17 protein-coding genes are annotated in these 17,187 nt (G+C 69.4%); 4 read left to right on the top strand and 13 right to left on the bottom strand.

Features of this window, described 5'->3' with window-relative positions:
- Window positions 1-2: 2 nt before the first annotated feature.
- Window positions 3-980: a class I SAM-dependent methyltransferase gene (locus ACFRAQ_RS19740; protein WP_379101513.1), complete on the bottom strand. Its 978-nt coding sequence runs from the start codon at window positions 978-980 to the stop codon at window positions 3-5.
- Window positions 981-1,015: 35 nt separating this feature from the next.
- Window positions 1,016-1,795 (bottom strand): enoyl-CoA hydratase-related protein, encoded by a 780-nt coding sequence (locus ACFRAQ_RS19735; RefSeq protein WP_379101511.1) that lies wholly within the window; start codon window positions 1,793-1,795, stop codon window positions 1,016-1,018.
- A 75-nt stretch (window positions 1,796-1,870) separates the two neighbouring features.
- On the opposite strand from ACFRAQ_RS19735, the gene ACFRAQ_RS19730 reads away from it, so the two are divergent.
- On the top strand, window positions 1,871-2,149 hold the full coding sequence (locus ACFRAQ_RS19730; RefSeq protein WP_379101509.1) for a hypothetical protein: 279 nt from the start codon (window positions 1,871-1,873) through the stop codon (window positions 2,147-2,149).
- 9 nt (window positions 2,150-2,158) lie between these two features.
- On the opposite strand, the gene ACFRAQ_RS19725 is transcribed toward ACFRAQ_RS19730, so the two are convergent.
- The 9 genes from ACFRAQ_RS19725 to ctaD form a co-directional block, all read right to left on the bottom strand.
- The gene (locus tag ACFRAQ_RS19725; RefSeq protein WP_379102177.1) at window positions 2,159-2,932 is read right to left on the bottom strand and encodes an NUDIX hydrolase; all 774 of its coding nucleotides are present in this window, start codon (window positions 2,930-2,932) and stop codon (window positions 2,159-2,161) included.
- Between the two features lie 116 nt (window positions 2,933-3,048).
- Entirely contained in the window at window positions 3,049-3,546 is a 498-nt protein-coding gene (locus tag ACFRAQ_RS19720) for a hypothetical protein (protein ID WP_379101507.1), read from the bottom strand.
- 135 nt (window positions 3,547-3,681) lie between these two features.
- Window positions 3,682-4,512, bottom strand: a complete 831-nt coding sequence (locus ACFRAQ_RS19715; RefSeq protein WP_379101505.1) for an ABC transporter ATP-binding protein — start codon at window positions 4,510-4,512, stop codon at window positions 3,682-3,684.
- Between the two features lie 25 nt (window positions 4,513-4,537).
- Window positions 4,538-4,759 carry a hypothetical protein gene (locus ACFRAQ_RS19710; RefSeq protein WP_379101503.1) on the bottom strand — a complete coding sequence of 74 codons (222 nt, stop codon included), beginning with the start codon at window positions 4,757-4,759 and terminating at the stop codon, window positions 4,538-4,540.
- 147 nt (window positions 4,760-4,906) lie between these two features.
- The gene (locus ACFRAQ_RS19705; RefSeq protein ID WP_379101501.1) at window positions 4,907-5,650 is read right to left on the bottom strand and encodes a peptidyl-tRNA hydrolase; all 744 of its coding nucleotides are present in this window, start codon (window positions 5,648-5,650) and stop codon (window positions 4,907-4,909) included.
- A 21-nt stretch (window positions 5,651-5,671) separates the two neighbouring features.
- Entirely contained in the window at window positions 5,672-6,145 is a 474-nt protein-coding gene (locus ACFRAQ_RS19700) for a protease inhibitor I42 family protein (RefSeq protein WP_379101499.1), read from the bottom strand.
- Between the two features lie 99 nt (window positions 6,146-6,244).
- The gene (gene serB, locus ACFRAQ_RS19695) at window positions 6,245-7,492 is read right to left on the bottom strand and encodes a phosphoserine phosphatase SerB (protein ID WP_379101497.1); all 1,248 of its coding nucleotides are present in this window, start codon (window positions 7,490-7,492) and stop codon (window positions 6,245-6,247) included.
- A 113-nt stretch (window positions 7,493-7,605) separates the two neighbouring features.
- Window positions 7,606-8,661, bottom strand: a complete 1,056-nt coding sequence (locus ACFRAQ_RS19690) for an NAD(P)H-dependent flavin oxidoreductase (RefSeq protein WP_379101494.1) — start codon at window positions 8,659-8,661, stop codon at window positions 7,606-7,608.
- A 134-nt stretch (window positions 8,662-8,795) separates the two neighbouring features.
- Window positions 8,796-10,532: a cytochrome c oxidase subunit I gene (gene ctaD, locus ACFRAQ_RS19685; RefSeq protein ID WP_357096299.1), complete on the bottom strand. Its 1,737-nt coding sequence runs from the start codon at window positions 10,530-10,532 to the stop codon at window positions 8,796-8,798.
- Window positions 10,533-10,813: 281 nt separating this feature from the next.
- Here ctaD and ACFRAQ_RS19680 point away from each other — a divergent pair, with 281 nt between their 5' ends.
- Window positions 10,814-11,857: an ABC transporter substrate-binding protein gene (locus ACFRAQ_RS19680; protein ID WP_379102175.1), complete on the top strand. Its 1,044-nt coding sequence runs from the start codon at window positions 10,814-10,816 to the stop codon at window positions 11,855-11,857.
- 256 nt (window positions 11,858-12,113) lie between these two features.
- Here ACFRAQ_RS19680 and nrdF read toward each other — a convergent pair whose 3' ends face one another.
- Entirely contained in the window at window positions 12,114-13,076 is a 963-nt protein-coding gene (nrdF, locus tag ACFRAQ_RS19675) for a class 1b ribonucleoside-diphosphate reductase subunit beta (protein WP_379101492.1), read from the bottom strand.
- Between the two features lie 244 nt (window positions 13,077-13,320).
- Window positions 13,321-14,709 (bottom strand): magnesium transporter, encoded by a 1,389-nt coding sequence (gene mgtE / locus ACFRAQ_RS19670; RefSeq protein ID WP_379101490.1) that lies wholly within the window; start codon window positions 14,707-14,709, stop codon window positions 13,321-13,323.
- Between the two features lie 350 nt (window positions 14,710-15,059).
- Here mgtE and ACFRAQ_RS19665 point away from each other — a divergent pair, with 350 nt between their 5' ends.
- Both ACFRAQ_RS19665 and ACFRAQ_RS19660 read left to right on the top strand, forming a co-directional pair.
- The gene (locus ACFRAQ_RS19665) at window positions 15,060-15,728 is read left to right on the top strand and encodes a response regulator transcription factor (protein WP_379101488.1); all 669 of its coding nucleotides are present in this window, start codon (window positions 15,060-15,062) and stop codon (window positions 15,726-15,728) included.
- Window positions 15,725-17,029 (top strand): sensor histidine kinase, encoded by a 1,305-nt coding sequence (locus tag ACFRAQ_RS19660; RefSeq protein ID WP_379101486.1) that lies wholly within the window; start codon window positions 15,725-15,727, stop codon window positions 17,027-17,029. The genes ACFRAQ_RS19665 and ACFRAQ_RS19660 overlap by 4 nt, the downstream gene beginning before the upstream one ends.
- Window positions 17,030-17,187 lie beyond the last annotated feature (158 nt).

The raw sequence follows: 17,187 nt of genomic DNA, 5'->3' as shown, positions 1-17,187 counted from the left end.
GCCTACTTGGCGGACGCGCCGGGCTTCACGCCGGTGATCATGGCGTTGTAGAAGAACTGGCGGGGCACCACGTGGCGCAGCACCTTCTCGTCGAGGGCGGAGAACGCCAGCCACGCCTTGTACTGGGCCATGCGGTAGCCGATGGTCAGCTTCTCCTCGGGCACGGCGGCCTCGAAGGTGCGGACCGGCCAGCCCCACAGGGCGGCGGCGAATTCCTCGGTCTTGGCCTGCACCTCGACGGCGCCCGCGCTGCGGGCCATCCGCTCCAGGTCGGAGGGGTCGAAGGTGTGCAGGTCGACGACGGCCTCGAGGGCCGCGGCGCGCGAGGACTCGTCGAGCTCGGACTGCGGGCGACGCCAGCCGCTCAGGAACGGCAGCTTGGTGACCGTGGTGGTGACCTTCCAAGTGACCTGGCCCAGGCGACGCGCGTAGATGTTGCCGATGGTGGTCGGCTCACCGGCGAAGACGAAGCGACCGCCCGGCTTCAGCACGCGCAGGCACTCCTTGAGCGCGAGTTCCACATCGGGGATGTGGTGCAGCACGGCGTGGCCGACGACCAGGTCGAAGGTGTCGTCCTCGTAGGGGATGGTCTCGGCGTCGGCTACGCGGCCGTCGACGTCGAGGCCCAGGTTCTGGCCGTTGCGGGTGGCGACCTTGACCATGCCCGGCGACAGGTCCGTGACCGAGCCGCGCTCGGCCACGCCCGCCTGCATCAGGTTCAGCAGGAAGAAGCCAGTGCCGCAGCCGAGTTCGAGGGCCCGCTCGTAGGGCAGCTCGGTGCTGGGCGCGACGGCGTCGAAGCGACCCTTGGCGTACTCGATGCAGCGCTCGTCGTAGGAGATCGACCACTTGTCGTCGTAGGTCTCGGCTTCCCAGTCGTGATACAGGACCTGGGCGAGCTTGTTGTCGCTATACGCGGCCTGGACCTCGGCCTCGGTGGCGTGCGGGTTCGGCGCGGGGTCTTCAGGACCAACTGTCATGCAGGCAAGCCTAATGAATAGCCCGGTGAGCGGTGTTATCGGGCCACTGAACGACCGGTGAACGGAATCGCGTCCGGTCCGTCGACCAAATAAGAACGTGTTCCAACCTGCTGATCTTCGGTTCCGAACAGGTCAGCCCACTCGCGGCGGGCCCGATCATGACCATGTGTACCGGCCTCGAAGACCCGTTTCGCGGCCGCGATCGCCGCACCCGGACCACCCGCGAACTGCCCCGCCCAGCGCAGTGCGGCGGCGAACACATCGTCGGGCGCCACCACCTCGTCGACCAGGCCCAGCGCCGCGGCCTCCTTCGGATCCACGAAGCGTCCGCTGTACACCAGATCCTTGGCGTGCGACGGCCCGATCAGCAGGCTCAGGCGGCGGATGCCCGCCAGCGGGATCAGCCCGGCCTTGATCTGCGGCAGGCCCAGTTTCACGTTGTCGCCGATGATGCGGCGATCCGCCGCCAGCGCCAGCTCCAGCCCCGCGCCCAGCGCGTAGCCGCTGATCGCCGCGACCGTCGGCTGCGGCACCCGGGCCAGGCAGCCCAGCGCCGACTGGAAGTCCGCCACCACGGCCCGCGCCTGCTCCGGGGTGAGGCGGGCCAGCTCGGCCAGCTCGTCACCCGCGCTGAACACCCGCGCGTCGCCGTAGACCACCACGGCCGCGATCGACCCGTCGGCCGCGATCTCGTCGGCGGCGGCCGCCACCTCGAGCGCCACCTGCAGATCGATCAGATTCATCGGGGGGCGGGCGATGCGGAGCACCGCGACACCCTCTGCCACGCCCCGGTCCACGGTCACGAATTCGGCCACAGCCGATCACCCTACTTCGGGCGCTGGGTATGGTGTCCCTCCGCCCGTGCGGGCGTGCTCGATCGTGGAGTTCTTATGCGTGACATGTGGTGCCCCAGCTGCGACTCGACCCTGCCGGTCGTAGCGAGCCGATGCCCCTTCTGCTCGGCGGAGCGCCCGCCCGAACCCGAACCCGAACAGCCGCCGTCGTATTGGCTGCGCGTGTTCGCGGTGGCACTGATCCAGGTCGGGCTGCCGGTCGCGGTCGGGGTCGGAATCCAGGCCGACGTGGTGGCCGCGGCCGTGGCGCTCGGATTCGCGGTGAGCGCCATGCTGTGGAGCCTGGTGTGGGCCGCGGCCACGCCGCAGCACTGAGCTACCGACCTACTCGGGTCGCTGCGAGCCCCGGATGCGGGCGTTCTCCGGCAGTTCGGCGAAGTAGCGGTCCGCGTGCGGGAAGGCCAGCGCCGGGCCCTCGGCCTCGGGGTCGTAGACCGGCATGATCGGGACGATGGTGCGGTCGGCGGCGAGAATCTCGGCGGTGGAGGCGAATTCGCCGAGCGCCGCGAGCTGGGTCCAGGTCGGCGGCAGCAGCACGTCCAGGCCCTCGTGCCAGCGGCGGATGGCCTCGGCGGGCGTGCACCAGGTCACGACCTCGGCCTCGGAGGTGGCGCCGTCGGCCAGCTGGCCCTGCGGCAGCACCGCCACGAAGAAGCGGGTGTCGTAGCGGCGGGGCTCGATCACCGGGGTGATCCAGTTGTCCCAGGGGCGCAGCAGGTCGGCGCGCAGCACCAGGTTCTCGCGGGTGAGGAATTCGGCGAAGGACAGCTCGCGGCGTTCCAGCTGCCCGCGCGCCTCGGCGTAGACGGCGGTGTCGGTGACCACGGTGTCGGCGGTCGGACCGGCCAGCAACACGCCGCATTCCTCGAAGGTCTCGCGGACGGCCGCGCAGATCAGCGCCTGCGCGCGGCCCGCGTCGATGCCGAATCGCTCGGCCCACCAGGCGGCGTCGGGTCCGGCCCAGTCCAGGGCGGCCGACGCGTCGGAGGGATCGACGCCGCCGCCGGGGAAGACGGTCATCCCGGCCGCGAAGGCCATGCCGCCGACGCGGCGCTGCAGGAACACCTCGGGCCCGTGCGCACCGTCGCGCACCAGCATGACCGTGGACGCGTCCTTGACCGGACGCGCGGCGGGCTGGGATCCGGGCTCTGCAACTGTCTCGCTCACATTCCGCACCATAACCCTTACCCGAGCGAAATAACATCGGCCCCGATTCACTCGGTCAAATGGACTGATCCGGTGCGGGTTTCGATGACGGGCGGCCCGGCGGGATCCGGATGACGGGTCCAGGTGCCCTCGACCTTGCCGGTGCGGTAGTCCTGCACCTGGCTGACCACGGCCCCGAAATCGTCGGTCCAGGTAACCAGGAAGATGCCCGCCTCGATGGGCGCGACCGCGACCGGTGTATTCGTCCGGCGTCCGGTGTCGGCGGCGGTGTAGGTGAGGCTGCGGCCGTCCGCGGCGAAGGTGATGGTGCCGCCCGAGCCGACGTCATAGGTGAGCTGCGCCGTCTTGCCGTTCAGATCCTCGGGCACCGCGGCCTTGCCCAGCGTCTCGGCGGCATGCGACTTCGAAACCTGCTGGGCCGCCGGTGGATCGGCGACGCAGCCGGTGGCGGCGAGGGCGACGGCGAGGACCGCGAGGGCGCCGGTGCCCCGGGACGCGATGGGACCGGTCGCCCGGTCTGCGATGGCACCGATGGTCCGGCCCACAGCCAGCTCCCTCCGTCAGCGGCAGTTGCGGACAGTTTGCCCGGCAGCCACAGCCGGCGCAATCGCAGCGCGCCGCGATTCCCGAAGTGACAACTGATCTCGGTGCGATGGGGTAGCTCGTCGCGGAGCGGCGGGCTAGCTGCGGTGACGCCCGAAACGTTGGCTGCGGCGCGCGAAGTAGCGGCCGTCGATACGGTCCAACTGGATCGACTGCCGGAACGCCTCGCTCAGGTTCTCCGAGGTCAGCACATCGGAGAGCAGACCCTGCGCGACCACCGCGCCCTCGTTGAGCAGCAGCCCGTGGGTGAAGCCCGGCGGAATCTCCTCCACGTGGTGGGTGACCAGCACGGTGGCCGGCGCGTCCGGGTCCGCGGCCAGGTCGCCGAGACGCTCGACCAGTTCCTCACGACCGCCGAGATCGAGTCCGGCGGCCGGTTCGTCGAGCAGCAGCAGTTCCGGGTCGGTCATGAGCGCGCGGGCGATGAGCACACGCTTGCGCTCGCCCTCGGAGAGGGTGCCGTAGGTGCGGTCGGAAAGGTGTTCCGCGCCGAGGCTTTCCAGAATGTCGATGGCCCGGTCGGTATCCATGTCGTCGTAGCGCTCCCGCCAGCGGCCCATGACCGCGTAACCCGCCGAGACGACGAGATCGGAGACCTTCTCGTCGATCGGCACCCGGCTGGCGATGGCGGCGGAGGAAATTCCGATGCGCGGGCGTAGTTCGTTGATATCGACCCGCCCCAGGGTTTCGCCGAGCAGATTGGCGATTCCGGAGGTGGGGTGCATTTCGGCGGCGGCCATCCGCAGCAGTGAGGTCTTGCCGGCGCCATTGGGGCCGAGCACGACCCAGCGTTCGTCCAATTCCACCTGCCAGGTGACCGGACCCACCAAGGTATGTCCGGAACGTCGGACGGTGACGTCGCTGAAATCGATGAGCAGATCGGGATCCGGTTGCGGCACGGGGTCCATCTTGGCCCACCACCCTGGACGATCGTCAACGTGGTGGCTGAATTCGGGGCGTGTCCTCTCCGGAAGTGCGGGGACGATAAGCGATTTCATGGGTGCTCGTATCGAATTCCGGTAGATCGCACTCCGGGCCCCGCATTCCGCGGCCCCGGGCATCGGCGCTCGTGGAGCGGAACATCCGTGCCAGGATCAGTGCCACCGGGATCGAGAGCACCGTCCACACGATGAGAACAACCAGCAATGTTGTCATTTCGTGGTTTCCTTTCGAGGAAACTCGTGAATCGATCCTGGACCACCCGGTCGGGGAAGTCGATACGCCCTACCCATATGGGTCAGCACGCCGACCCTTCGGTTTCGCTAGTGCGCCATGCGCGCCGTCGCCTCCGTGCCATCCGGCCTACGGCACCGCGATCACGGTCATCGACCCCGGGGCCACCTCCGTGAACCCGGCGTCACGCACCGCCACCGCGTCGCCCCGGGCCACCCGCCGTCGCAATTCCGCCCAGTGGCCCGGATCGGCCTCCGCGACGGTGCACCGAAACCCGGTGGCGGCCCACGCATACGCTTGCCGCACCGGTAAGGCGCCTGCCAGCAACATGCTGGCATGCCCTACCTGTGCCGCTGCCTTCCCGACAGTCATACCCAATTCCGAGTCCACCCATAGCACCGGATATTCCGGATCGATCGCGATGTCCGGCTCCTCCGGCAGCTCGGTTCCGCTGATCTGGAGCCGACGGATCCGCGGATCCACGTCCCCCACCGGACCCGGCACCAGCGCCCGCGCCTGCGCGCCGCCGAAATCGACTGTGACACCGTCGACTTCCTGCGCCGCCAGCCACTGCGCCCCGCGGGCCCGCCGCGCCACCTTCCGGATGCGCGACCGCTTCCAGGTCAGATAGCGCTCCTCCCACTCCCCGCCCGGCCCGACCCGCTCGTCCAGGCACACTGCGACCGCCGCCGACGCGGCGGCCGCCAGCAGCGCCGACCGTGCGGGCGGATCGTTCTTCGGAATGTGCAACACCATCTGCATGGCCTGGACCAGAGCCGGGTCGGCGGGATCGCCCCCGCCGCCGTAGCCCCGGGCCAGTTCCGCGTGCCTGGCCTCGAAACCGGCATCGACGGTGGATCCAACGCTCGACACAACCACTCCTACAACGACGTTCTAACGCACCGTCAGGTTCACGGTGAACCGCTTGGCGGGCTCGACGCCCTGCTCCCAGGCCCGCATGTACGCCAGGCTCAGCGTGGTGGAGCCGGGGGCCACCGCCACGAAATTCAGCACCGACTTGCCGCCGACGCCGACCTTGCCGTCGGGGTTGGGGTCCTGCTCGTACTCGGGTGAACCGTTCTGCTTCACCACGTTCTGGTCCAGCCCACCCAGCTGCCAGCCGAATCCGGTGGTCGGATTCGCCTCGAGGGTGACGATCAGGCCCTGTCCCACAGCCAGACTCACGTCCTTGCCGTCGGAGTCCGCACCGATCCGCTCGGCCGCACGGTCCGCGGGGGTCGCCTGCACGGCGGTGGTGCCCGCGACACTCGTCGCCGAGACCGGTCGCGCCTCGTTCGGATCGGTGGTGCCGCAAGCGGCCAGCGCGAGGCCGGCCATCACCATCACCAGCGGCATACGCACACGCACTCGGACTCCTTCGGTCATCGCCGGGTTTCCGACCACGGTACCGAGCGCGGAGCCGAGGGTGGCGCAAGCGAATTGGACGCGTTGCGGCTACCGCACGGTTTACTGCGGCAGCGGCACCCGGCGGATACCGCCGTCGCGGGCGTCGGCGGCCTCGACCTCGTCGCGGGTGACGCCCAGGATGAACAGCACCGCGTCCAGGAACGGATGCGACAGCGCGGCGTCGGCGACCTCGCGCAGCGCGGGTTTGGCGTTGAACGCGATACCCAGGCCCGCGGCATTGAGCATGTCGATGTCGTTGGCGCCGTCGCCGACCGCGACGGTCTGCTCCATGGCCACGCCCGTCTCGGCCGCGAACCGGCGCAGCGCAACGGCTTTCGCGGCCCGGTCGACGATCTCGCCGGTGACCGCGCCGGTCAGCTTGCCGTCGCGGATCTCGAGGGTGTTGGCCTGGACGAAGTCCAGTTCCAGTTCGTGCGCGAGCGGCTCGATGACCTGACGGAAGCCGCCGGACACCACGCCGCAGCGGAAGCCCAGGCGACGCAGCGTGCGAATGGTGGTGCGGGCGCCCGGGGTGAGTTCGATGCGCTCGGCGACCTCGTCGATGACCGAGGCGTCCAGCCCGGCCAGGGTGGCGACGCGCTGGCGCAGCGATTCGGAGAAGTCGATCTCGCCGCGCATGGCGGCCTCGGTGACCGCCCGGACCTCGTCCTCGACACCGGCGTGCGCGGCCAGCATCTCGATGACCTCGCCCTGGATCAGGGTGGAGTCCACGTCGAACACGATGAGCCGCTTGGCCCGTCGCGCCAGACCGGCCTTCTCGACCGCGACGTCCACGCTCTCCTTGGCGGCCACCGCCGACAGCGCGGTGCGCAGCTCGGTCTCGGTGTCCGCGTCGGCGGCGGGAACGGTCACCAGCAGTTCCAGACCGGTGACCGGGTAGTCGGCGATGCCGCGGATGGAGTCGATGTTCACGCCCTGCGCGGCGAGCTTGCGCGCGATGGCGCTGAAGGCGCGGGCGGTGACCGGCGAACCCAGCACCACGACCGCGTGGGTGGACAGTTTGGCGCCCGACACGGCGCTGGCCCCGATCTCCACGGCCACGTCCATGCCGATCGACGCCATGGCGTCCTCGAGCTGATCCTGCAGCGACTCGGGGTCGGTGGGACACGACACCAGCACGCCCAGGGTGAGGCGGCCCCGGATGACGACCTGCTCCACATCCAGCAGGCTGACACCGTTGTTGGCCAGCGCGGCGAGTAGCACCGACGTGACGCCCGGCTTGTCGGGTCCGGTGACCGTAACCAGAACCGTCGTGTCAGCGCTCCGCCTCTCCGTGCTTGCGCTCAATCGATGACTCCTTGTCCCTGGCACTGCGTGGCCCGCCCGACATGCGGCGGCAGCTCATTCTGTCAGGTCGGCCCGCCCGGGACCGCGCCGACGTCCGCCCACGGTGGCGGGCATCACGCTCGCGCCACGCCGGAACACAATTCGCCCAGGATCTCGGCGACCGGCCGCACCGCCGTGACCAGCCCGACCCCCTGCCCCGCGTCGACCGGCGCGATCCGCGGATCGTCGGCGGCGTTCGCGGCGGCCAGCTGGGCCCGCGCGGCGGCGGCCCGGTCGGCTCGAGCGGTCGCGGCAGGTTCGGGTTCGGAAGTGGCGGCGGCCGACAACTCGTCGATCCGGTCGTGCCAGCGCGCCGTGAAATCGTTGCGCAGCACCCGGGCCGGAAACCGTTGCGGCCAGGGCAGTTCCATGCCGATGTCGAAGACCCGCGTGACGATGGTGTCGGTGCCCTGCGCGGCGAGCAGCGCGCGGCGACCGCCCGGGGCGAGCAGCGATTCCTCGGCGGCCGCCACGGCGGTGCCCAGCCAGACCCCCGCGGCCCCCGCCGCGAGCATCGCGGCGACCCCGCGCGCCGAACCGATGCCACCGGCGGCCAGCACCGGACCGGGCACGGCGTCGAGCACCGCTTCCAGCAACGGCAGCGTGGCGAGTTCGGGCGCACCGTGCCCGCCGCCCTCGAGACCGCGCGCGACCAGCACGTCGATCCCGGCGTCGCGGGCGCGCCGAGCATCCTCGAGGGTGTAAACCTGTGTCGCCGTCCGGATTCCGGCCGCGTGGGCGCGGGCGGCCCACGACAGATCCGTCCCGAAGCTCACCGACAGCAGGGCGGGCTTCGCGGCGAGGGCGAGGGCGAGGAGTCCCGGTCGCGCGGCCGCCACCCAGTCGACCAACCCGATTCCGATCGGGCCGGGTGCGGGCGCTGCGGCGTTCCCCATCAGTTCGCGTTCGAGCGCGGGCAGTTCGCGTTCGAGGGCGGCCGCGGCGAGCTCGCGTTCGAGCGCCTCGACCGAGCCCGCACTGCCCATCCCGATCATCCCCAGTCCCCCGGCGGCCGCGACCGCGACCGCGAGCCGGCCACCGGCGACTCCGCCCATGGGCGCGTTCACGATCGGCACCCGCAACCCCATCGCGTCCGACCAGTCGGTCCGCAGTCCCGCATCCTCCGTCACCCGACCATGAAAGCGCGCCGCGGTCATCGGCGTCCGCCCGGCCCCGTCATACGCCGGTGGTCCCCCACCCCGCAACGCGACGCGGCACCCGTCCGAGGACGGGTGCCGCGTTGGATGTTCCGGCTGTCAGGCGACTAGTGCGACGCCTTCTCCAGCTCGTGCACGTTGTGGGACTTGGAGCCCCAGCCCACGTGGGCCTCGGCGCGCATGCGCTCGACCATGTGCGGGTAGTGCAGCTCGAACGCGGGACGCTCGGAGCGGATGCGCGGCAGCTCGTAGAAGTTGTGGCGCGGCGGCGGGCAGGAGGTCGCCCACTCCAGGGAGTTGCCGTAGCCCCACGGGTCGTCCACGGTCACGACCTCGCCGTAGCGGTAGGACTTGAAGACGTTCCAGATGAACGGCAGCATCGACGAACCCAGGATGAAGGCACCGATCGTCGAGATGGTGTTCAGCGTGGTGAAGCCGTCGCTCGGCAGGTAGTCGGCGTACCGACGCGGCATACCCATGTTGCCCAGCCAGTGCTGCACCAGGAACGTGGTGTGGAAACCGACGAAGGTGGCCCAGAAGTGCCACTTGCCCAGACGCTCGTCCATCATGCGGCCGGTCATCTTCGGGAACCAGAAGTAGATGCCCGCGAAGGTGGCGAACACGATGGTGCCGAAGAGCACGTAGTGGAAGTGCGCGACCACGAAGTAGGTGTCCGACACGTGGAAGTCCAGCGGCGGCGAGGCCAGGATGACGCCCGACAGACCACCGAAGAGGAAGGTCACCAGGAAGCCGACCGACCAGAGCATCGGCGTCTCGAAGGTGAGCTGGCCGCGCCACATGGTGCCGATCCAGTTGAAGAACTTCACACCGGTCGGGACCGCGATGAGGAACGTCATGAACGAGAAGTACGGCAGCAGCACCGCGCCCGTGGCGTACATGTGGTGCGCCCACACCGCGATGGACAGGGCCGCGATACCCAGGGTCGCGTAGACCAGGGTGGTGTAGCCGAAGATCGGCTTGCGGCTGAAGACCGGGTAGATCTCCGAGACGATGCCGAAGAACGGCAGCGCGATGATGTACACCTCGGGGTGGCCGAAGTACCAGAACAAGTGCTGGTAGAGCAGCACGCCGCCGTTGGCCGGGTCGTAGATGTGGCCGCCCAGGTGGCGGTCGTAGGCCAGGCCGAACAGGGCCGCGGTGAGCAGCGGGAAGGCCAGCAGCACCAGCACCGAGGTGACGGCGATGTTCCAGGTGAAGATCGGCATCCGGAACATGGTCATACCCGGGCAGCGCAGGCAGACCACGGTGGTGAGCATGTTGACGCCACCGAGGATGGTGCCCAGACCGGAGACGGCCAGACCCAGGATCCACAGGTCGGCGCCGACGCCGGGCGAGTGGACGATGTCCGACAGCGGGGTGTACGCGGTCCAGCCGAAGTCCGCCGCGCCGCCGGGGGTGATGAAGCCGGCGGTCGCCATCGAGCCGCCGAACAGGTACAGCCAGTAGCTGAACGCGTTCAGACGCGGGAAGGCGACGTCAGGGGCGCCGATCTGCAGCGGCAGGATGATGTTGGCGAAGCCGAACACGATCGCGGTCGCGTAGAAGAGCAGCATGATCGTGCCGTGCATGGTGAACAGCTGGTTGAACTGTTCCGGCGACAGGAACTGCATGCCCGGACGGGCGAGCTCGGCGCGCATGAGCAGCGCCATGATGCCGCCGACCATGAAGAAGGAGATGGCCGTCACCAGGTACATGACGCCGAGAACCTTCGGGTCCGTCGTGGTGACCATCTTGAAGATGAACGATCCCTTCGGACCCGTCCTTTGAGGATAGGGCCGCTCCGCCTCCACAAGGCTGGCCGGCCGCGGTTCTACGGCAGTCACGAAACCTCCACAGGTATGCCATCGTTCGTACGCTGCTTCCGGCGTCCGGTTCGGCAACATGACGAACGACGGTGGCTTGCGCTGTGACAGATCGTAAACCGTGTCCCATCGGCGCTCCCTCCGGGTCCTACTCTGTGTCGTATTCGGCTCTGCCGATGGTCGTATCCGTGAGGGCGCCGGTGTCGTAATTGGGAGTCGCGGGGCGCGGCTGTAGGCTGCCCGGCATGCCGGTGCGCGAGTCCGCTTCCACCCGAAACACGTTCGCCTCCACCTTCTCCCCTATGCGGCATTTGCGCAGTGTGGGACTGGTCTCGGCGGCAACCCTGCTGACGGTTGGCCTGGCCGCGGGGTGCGCGAAGACCGATGACAACTCGGCGTCGATCGTGCGCACCACCACCAATATCGCGGGTGCGGGCGTGGTCGGGATCGAGCGCGACACCACCAAGGCGTGCGCGCTGCCGACCGCCCCCGACTCGACCGGCGGCACCCGCGCCGTCGCGCACGCGGCCGGTTCCGCGGAGGTGCCCGCCGACGCCAAGCGCATCGTGGTGCTGTCCACCCCCGCCCTCGACGCCGCGTGCGCGCTGGGCCTGTGGGAGCGCGTGGTCGGCGCGGCCACCGTCACCGGGCCGACGCCACAGCCGTCGTATCTGGGCTCCGGGATCGCCGCGATCCCGGCGGTGGGCACGGTGGACAGCCCCGATCCGGCGAGGATCGCGGAGCTGAAGCCGGATCTGATCATCGGCCCGGCCGCCGACCGCGGCCACTACGACGCCCTGAAGGCCATCGCCCCGACCGTCCTGGTCGGCGACGATCACGGCTGGCAGGCCACCTTCACCGGTTTCGCGGAGGCCCTCAACCGCAAGACCGCGGGCGCCAAGGCCCTCGACGACTACCGCACCGCGGCCCGCGACACCGGCGTCGCCGCCAACTCCGCGCTCACCCAGGCGTCGGTGATCCGCTTCGAGCCCAAGACGATTCAGGTGCAGGGCGGCAACACCTTCGCCGCCCAGGTGCTCGGCGACGCGGGCGTGCAGCGCCCCCAGGCGCAGCGCGGCGACTCGTTCGACGTCTCCGGCCTGGGCGCCGCGGCCGACCGCGACAAGCTCGAGGGCGACCTGATCTTCCTCATGTTCGACGGCCAGGACGGCCTCGACTACGGCAAGTCGATCATGAAGGGCGACAACTGGAAACAGCTCGGCGCGGTCAGCGACCGCCGCGAGTTCGCCGTCGACGACACCATCTGGCACGGCAGCGGCATCACCGCCGCCCGCGCCCTGCTCGAGGACGTCCGCAACAACCTCAACGGCTACGTCGCCGACTGATCCACGGCCACCGCACCGGCCGATTCGATCCGGCGCTCGGCCCGATGACGTGGGGAAGTCGCCACCCGGCCGAGCCCCGACCGCGAAGTTCACCGGCCCGGCCGTGAACAGTGCGTGATGACCGGTATTCCCCGCGGACACACCCGACAAACGCGGTTTTTTCAGCGACCGCGAACACGGCCTTCGACAGCGAACGGCCCCGAGCGGATTCGCTCGGGGCCGTTGGCTTTTCAGACGGGTGGGGCGACGCGGAGCGTCAGAATTCCCAGTCCTCGTCCTCGGTGTTGACGGCCTTGCCGATGACGTAGCTGGAGCCCGAGCCGGAGAAGAAGTCGTGGTTCTCGTCGGCGTTCGGGGACAGGGCCGAGAGGATGGCGGGGTTGACCTCGCACTCGTCCTTGGGGAACAGGCCCTCGTAGCCGAGGTTCATCAGCGCCTTGTTGGCGTTGTAGCGCAGGAACTTCTTGACGTCCTCGGTGAGGCCGACCTCGTCGTAGAGGTCCTGGGTGTACTCGACCTCGTTCTCGTAGAGCTCGAAGAGCAGCTCGAAGGTGTAGGCCTTGAGCTCCTCGCGCTCGGCCTCGGAGACCAGCTCCAGACCCTTCTGGTACTTGTAGCCGATGTAGTAGCCGTGCACGGCCTCGTCGCGGATGATCAGGCGGATCATGTCGGCGGTGTTGGTCAGCTTGGCCCGCGAGGACCAGTGCATGGGCAGGTAGAAGCCGGAGTAGAACAGGAACGACTCCAGCAGGGTGGAGGCCACCTTGCGCTTGAGCGGGTCGTCGCCGTTGTAGTACTCGAGCACGATCTCGGCCTTGCGCTGCAGGTTCCGGTTCTCCTCGGACCAGCGGAAGGCCTCGTCGATCTCACGGGTGGAGCACAGCGTGGAGAAGATCGAGCTGTAGCTCTTGGCGTGCACCGACTCCATGAACGCGATGTTGGTGAGCACCGCCTCCTCGTGCGGGGTGATCGCGTCGGGGATGAGGCTGACCGCGCCGACCGTGCCCTGGATGGTGTCGAGCAGGGTCAGACCGGTGAACACCCGCATGGTGAGTTGCTTCTCATTGGCGGTCAGCGTGTTCCACGACGGGATGTCGTTGGACACCGGGACCTTTTCCGGCAACCAGAAGTTGCCGGTGAGTCGATCCCAGACCTCCGAGTCCTTCTCGTCCTGCACGCGGTTCCAGTTGATCGCACTAACTCGATCGATGAGCTTCACGCCCCGCTCACACACCCTTCTCAGCTTCCGGACCCTGCGAATTCCCTTGCCATGAACACTACTACTGGTAGGTGACATCCCCGCGCAGCACAATAGGTTGTGTCTTCACGTAGCTATCGCGTTGTCCTGCGAGAATCCGAAACGGAGATGGGCAAGCACGTCACCAACGGCAGAAAATTACAGCGGTGCAATCCGTCACAGCGCACCGGGGTAGGCCCCTCCGGACCCGCCCCGGGTTAGCCGATCAGATGCCGAGCACCACCTTCGCGGTGGTGAAGTAGATGACCAGACCGGTGGCGTCCACCAGCGTGGTCACCATGGGCGCGGAGATGACGGCCGGGTCGATGCGCAGTTTCTTGGCCAGCAGCGGCATGGTGCCGCCGATGGTGGCCGCCCACCCGCAGATGATCACCAGCGCGATGCCGACCACCACCGCGATCTTCAGGCCCACGAACAGCGTGCCGATCACCATGCCGATGGCGGCCAGCATGCAGCCCAGCAACAGCCCGACCCGGCATTCGCGCCAGATCACCGCGAGCAGATCCGAGACCCGCACCTCGCCGACCGCGAGCGCGCGCACGCAGGTGGTGGCCGCCTGCGCGCCCGCGTTGCCGCCCGAGCCGATGAGCAGGGGGATGAACAGCGCCAGGTGCGCGGCCTGTTCGAGGGTGGGCTCGAAGAAGTTGGTGACGGTGACCGTGAGGGTCGCCGCGACCAGCAGCAGCATCAGCCACAGCGCCCGGTAGCGGGCCAGCTGGAACACGCCCGCGGCCATGTAGTGGCCCGACCACGGGGAGGTTCCGGCCTGCCGCGCCATGTCCTCGGAGTCGGCCGCCTCGATGACCTCGACCGCGTCGTCGATGGTGAGCAGCCCGACCAGCCGGTCCTCGCTGTCCACCACCGGCAGGTTGATCAGGTTGGCGCCCTGCATGAGCCGGGCCGCCTTCTCCGCGGAGCCGGTGGCGCGCACCGAGACCGGTTCGGACGCAATGAGTTCGGCGATCATGGTGTCGGGCGAGCCGAGCACCAGATCGCGCAGTTCGACCACACCGATGAGACGGCGGCCCGAATCCACCACGGGCAGCGTGTACACCGTCTCGGCGGTCGCCCCCTTGGCGCGCACCATGTGCAGCGCCTCGCCGACGGGCAGATTCCGCGGCAGCGCAACGACTTCCGGGGTCATGTAGAACCCGACGGACCCCTCCGGGTAGCCGAGCAGTCCGGCGGTCATGCGCCGTTCGTGCGGGCTGAGCCCGGCCAGCACCCGCCTGGCCACCTTGGCGGGGACCTCGCGCAGCATGCGGGCGCGGTCGTCGGGATCCATGCCCTCGACCAGGTCGCGGAAGCTCTGATCGCGCAGTCCGGCCAGGATCTGCTGCTGGTCCACGGGCTCGAGCTCCTCGAACACGGCCAGCGCGCGGTCCTTGTCGAGCAGCCGGAAGGACATGACCGCGGTGACGGCGTCCATGCGGGCCAGCTCGTCGGCGATGACGTGCGGCGGATGGTTGTCGAGCCATTCCACGGCGGGCGTCAGGTGGTGACAGTCGACGATGTCGCGCAGCGAATCCCGTTCGGGGACAGGGATGTCGGCGGCGACCGTGGGCACGGCAGGGGGCAGTTCGGTCTGCGTCATGGCGAAACCTCGGCCGGGTGGCGGTTGAGGGTGGTCGGGGGTACCGGATCACACCGCGGGCACCGCACCCACCCGTCGCCAGAAAGCTGTCCTATCGACGGAATCCGAGAGCGATGCCACGCGGCCTTCGACTGGGAGGTTCACCGCGCACGGACCTCACCCCCTTCGCGAACGCCGACAGAAACAACCATGTACAGGATACAGAGGGTCGCCTAACGCGGCTCACCATGTCCGGTATCCCCGCTCCGAGGGGCGCGGACCGACGCCGAATTGTTTTTCGATCATTTTCCGATGAGCCGGTCGTCCGGGCCGTTGGGGCAGGGGTCCGGAATGCCCTAATCTCTGCCCCTGTGCGAGTTTTGGTGCTGGAGGACGATCATCAGCTGTGTCGTGAGGTGACCGACGGGTTGCGGACGGCCGGGTTCGCGGTGGACCTCGCCCAGAGCCTCGCCGACGCGGACTTCAAGATCGCCGTCAATCGCTACGACTGCCTGGTGGTGGACCGCGGCCTGCCCGACGGCGACGGCCTGGACCTGGTCGCGGGGGCGCGTACCGCCGGGCACACGGTGCCCGCGCTCATGCTCACCGGCCGCGACGGCCTCGACGACCGTCTGGCCGGATTCGAGCACGGGGCCGACGACTATCTGACCAAGCCGTTCGCGCTGCCGGAACTGGTGATGCGGGTGCGGGCCCTGTGCCGCCGCCGCGACCAGCCCACCGCCGCGCGAATCGCGGTGGCGGACATCGACATCGACCTCATGCGCCGCCGGGTGACCCGCGGCGGCGTCCTGCTGATGCTCAGCCCGAAGGAGTTCGCGGTCCTCGAACTCATGGCGACCCGCCGCGGCAGCGTGGTGACCCGCACCGACCTCATCGAATGCTGCTGGGACGAGATGGCAGAGCCCGCCTCCAACGTGGTGGACGCGGTGGTCGCCAAACTGCGGCGCAAACTCGGGGAGCCCAGCGTGATCGAGACCGTGCGCGGCGCCGGCTTCCTGATCGCCGGTGGAGCGGCGTGAGCGCACACCGCTCCCCCGCCGTGGCCCGGCTCCAGCGCGCCCGGTGGTTCATGACCGCCTTGGCCGCGGTGATCACCGCGGCGGCGGTCCTGATCTTCGGCTTCGTGGCGGCCACGATCGACGCGCACGCGCGCGAGACCCGCGCCGATGATCAGGTCGAGCGGGTGGCGGGCGGGCTGGCGCGCGCCATCCAGCAGGACGACAAGTCGGCCCTGGACCTGTCGACGGTCATGGACGACGAGCTGGCCACGGGAACCACGGCGGTCGCCGTGCTGATGCGCACACCCGGCGAGCCGTGGAAACAGGCGCACACCTACCAGCGCTCGCTGCTGCCCGACGACTCCGAGATCGCCACGCTCGCAACGCAGGTCGAGGATCACTCCGAGACCGTCATCTACGCCGGCAAACGGTTCACCGCCACCGATATCACCGGCCGCACGGTGACCCTGGCGGGCAGTCCGGTCTTCTGGGACGGCTGGGACGCCACCGTCGTCATCCTGGCCGGGGCCGAGACCATGGCCGATGCCGGAGAACATCGAACCCTGGTGTGGGAGTTGGTGATCAGCGGCGCCCTGCTGGTCCTGCTGTCGGCCGCCGTCACGTATCTGCTGGCGGGCCGCAGCCAGGCCCAGGCGTTGCGCCTGCTGGCCGAGCACGAGCAGTTCCTCAGTGACGCCGCGCACGAATTGCGTACGCCGCTCACCACATTGAAGCTGCTCACCGGTTCGCGGCCGGCGCCCGAGGAGGTACCGCAGACCCTCGCCGAGGCGCAGCGGCTGGCGGACCGGATGGCGCGGCTGGTGACCGGGCTGCTGGCCCGCGCACGCATGCAGGCGGGCATCGCCGAACCCGAGCGCACGCTGCTGCGGCTGGATCAGCTGGCCGAGATGGTGGCCGACGAGGCCGGGGACGAGCGCATCGCGGTGACCGCACATCCGACCGTGGTGCTGGGTGATCCGCAGCTATTGAGCCTGGCCATCCGGAACATGCTGGAGAACGGGCTCACCCACGGCGCGGTGAACCGGTCCGCGCCGGTCGAGGTGCACGTGGCCGAGGGACGGGTCAGCGTGCGCGATCACGGTCCGGGCGTCGATCCGGTCATGTCGGCCAGTCCCTTCGATCGCGGCGCGGCCGGGCGCACCGGTCGCAATGGCATCGGGCTGGCGCTGGTGGCGTGGGTGGCGCAGACGCACGGCGGCAACGCCTCCATCGAGCCCGCGGCCGGCGGCGGGGCGATCGCGACGCTGTGGCTGCCGCCGGCCGACATCACGGTGGGCGGTCCGGTCGGCGCGCGCCACTAGGCGAGCCGCCCGCCTGGACACCCGCCAGGCCGGGCCTGGCGGGTGTCCAGGCGGGCAGACAGGAATGTCACGGCCGGAACCGGATTCGCCGTGGCGGCCGGTGTCACTCTCGAGCCGTCACCTTCCCGCTCCGACCACGGTGATGCTTCCGTCCGCCG

Source organism: Nocardia sp. NPDC056611, from assembly GCF_042792755.1.
Classification (GTDB): domain Bacteria; phylum Actinomycetota; class Actinomycetes; order Mycobacteriales; family Mycobacteriaceae; genus Nocardia.
Note: the sequence above shows the minus strand (reverse complement) of the source record. Positions and strands in the feature narration are given on the sequence as shown.

Excerpts from the sequence above, each read along its gene's own strand:
- ACFRAQ_RS19740 (WP_379101513.1), bottom strand. The coding sequence starts at position 980 with ATGACAGTTGGTCCTGAAGACCCCGCGCCGAACCCGCACGCCACCGAG.
- ACFRAQ_RS19730 (WP_379101509.1), top strand. The coding sequence starts at position 1,871 with ATGCGTGACATGTGGTGCCCCAGCTGCGACTCGACCCTGCCGGTCGTA.
- ACFRAQ_RS19725 (WP_379102177.1), bottom strand. The coding sequence starts at position 2,932 with ATGCTGGTGCGCGACGGTGCGCACGGGCCCGAGGTGTTCCTGCAGCGC.
- ACFRAQ_RS19715 (WP_379101505.1), bottom strand. The coding sequence starts at position 4,512 with ATGGACCCCGTGCCGCAACCGGATCCCGATCTGCTCATCGATTTCAGC.
- ACFRAQ_RS19710 (WP_379101503.1), bottom strand. The coding sequence starts at position 4,759 with ATGACAACATTGCTGGTTGTTCTCATCGTGTGGACGGTGCTCTCGATC.
- ACFRAQ_RS19680 (WP_379102175.1), top strand. The coding sequence starts at position 10,814 with ATGCGGCATTTGCGCAGTGTGGGACTGGTCTCGGCGGCAACCCTGCTG.
- mgtE (WP_379101490.1), bottom strand. The coding sequence starts at position 14,709 with ATGACGCAGACCGAACTGCCCCCTGCCGTGCCCACGGTCGCCGCCGAC.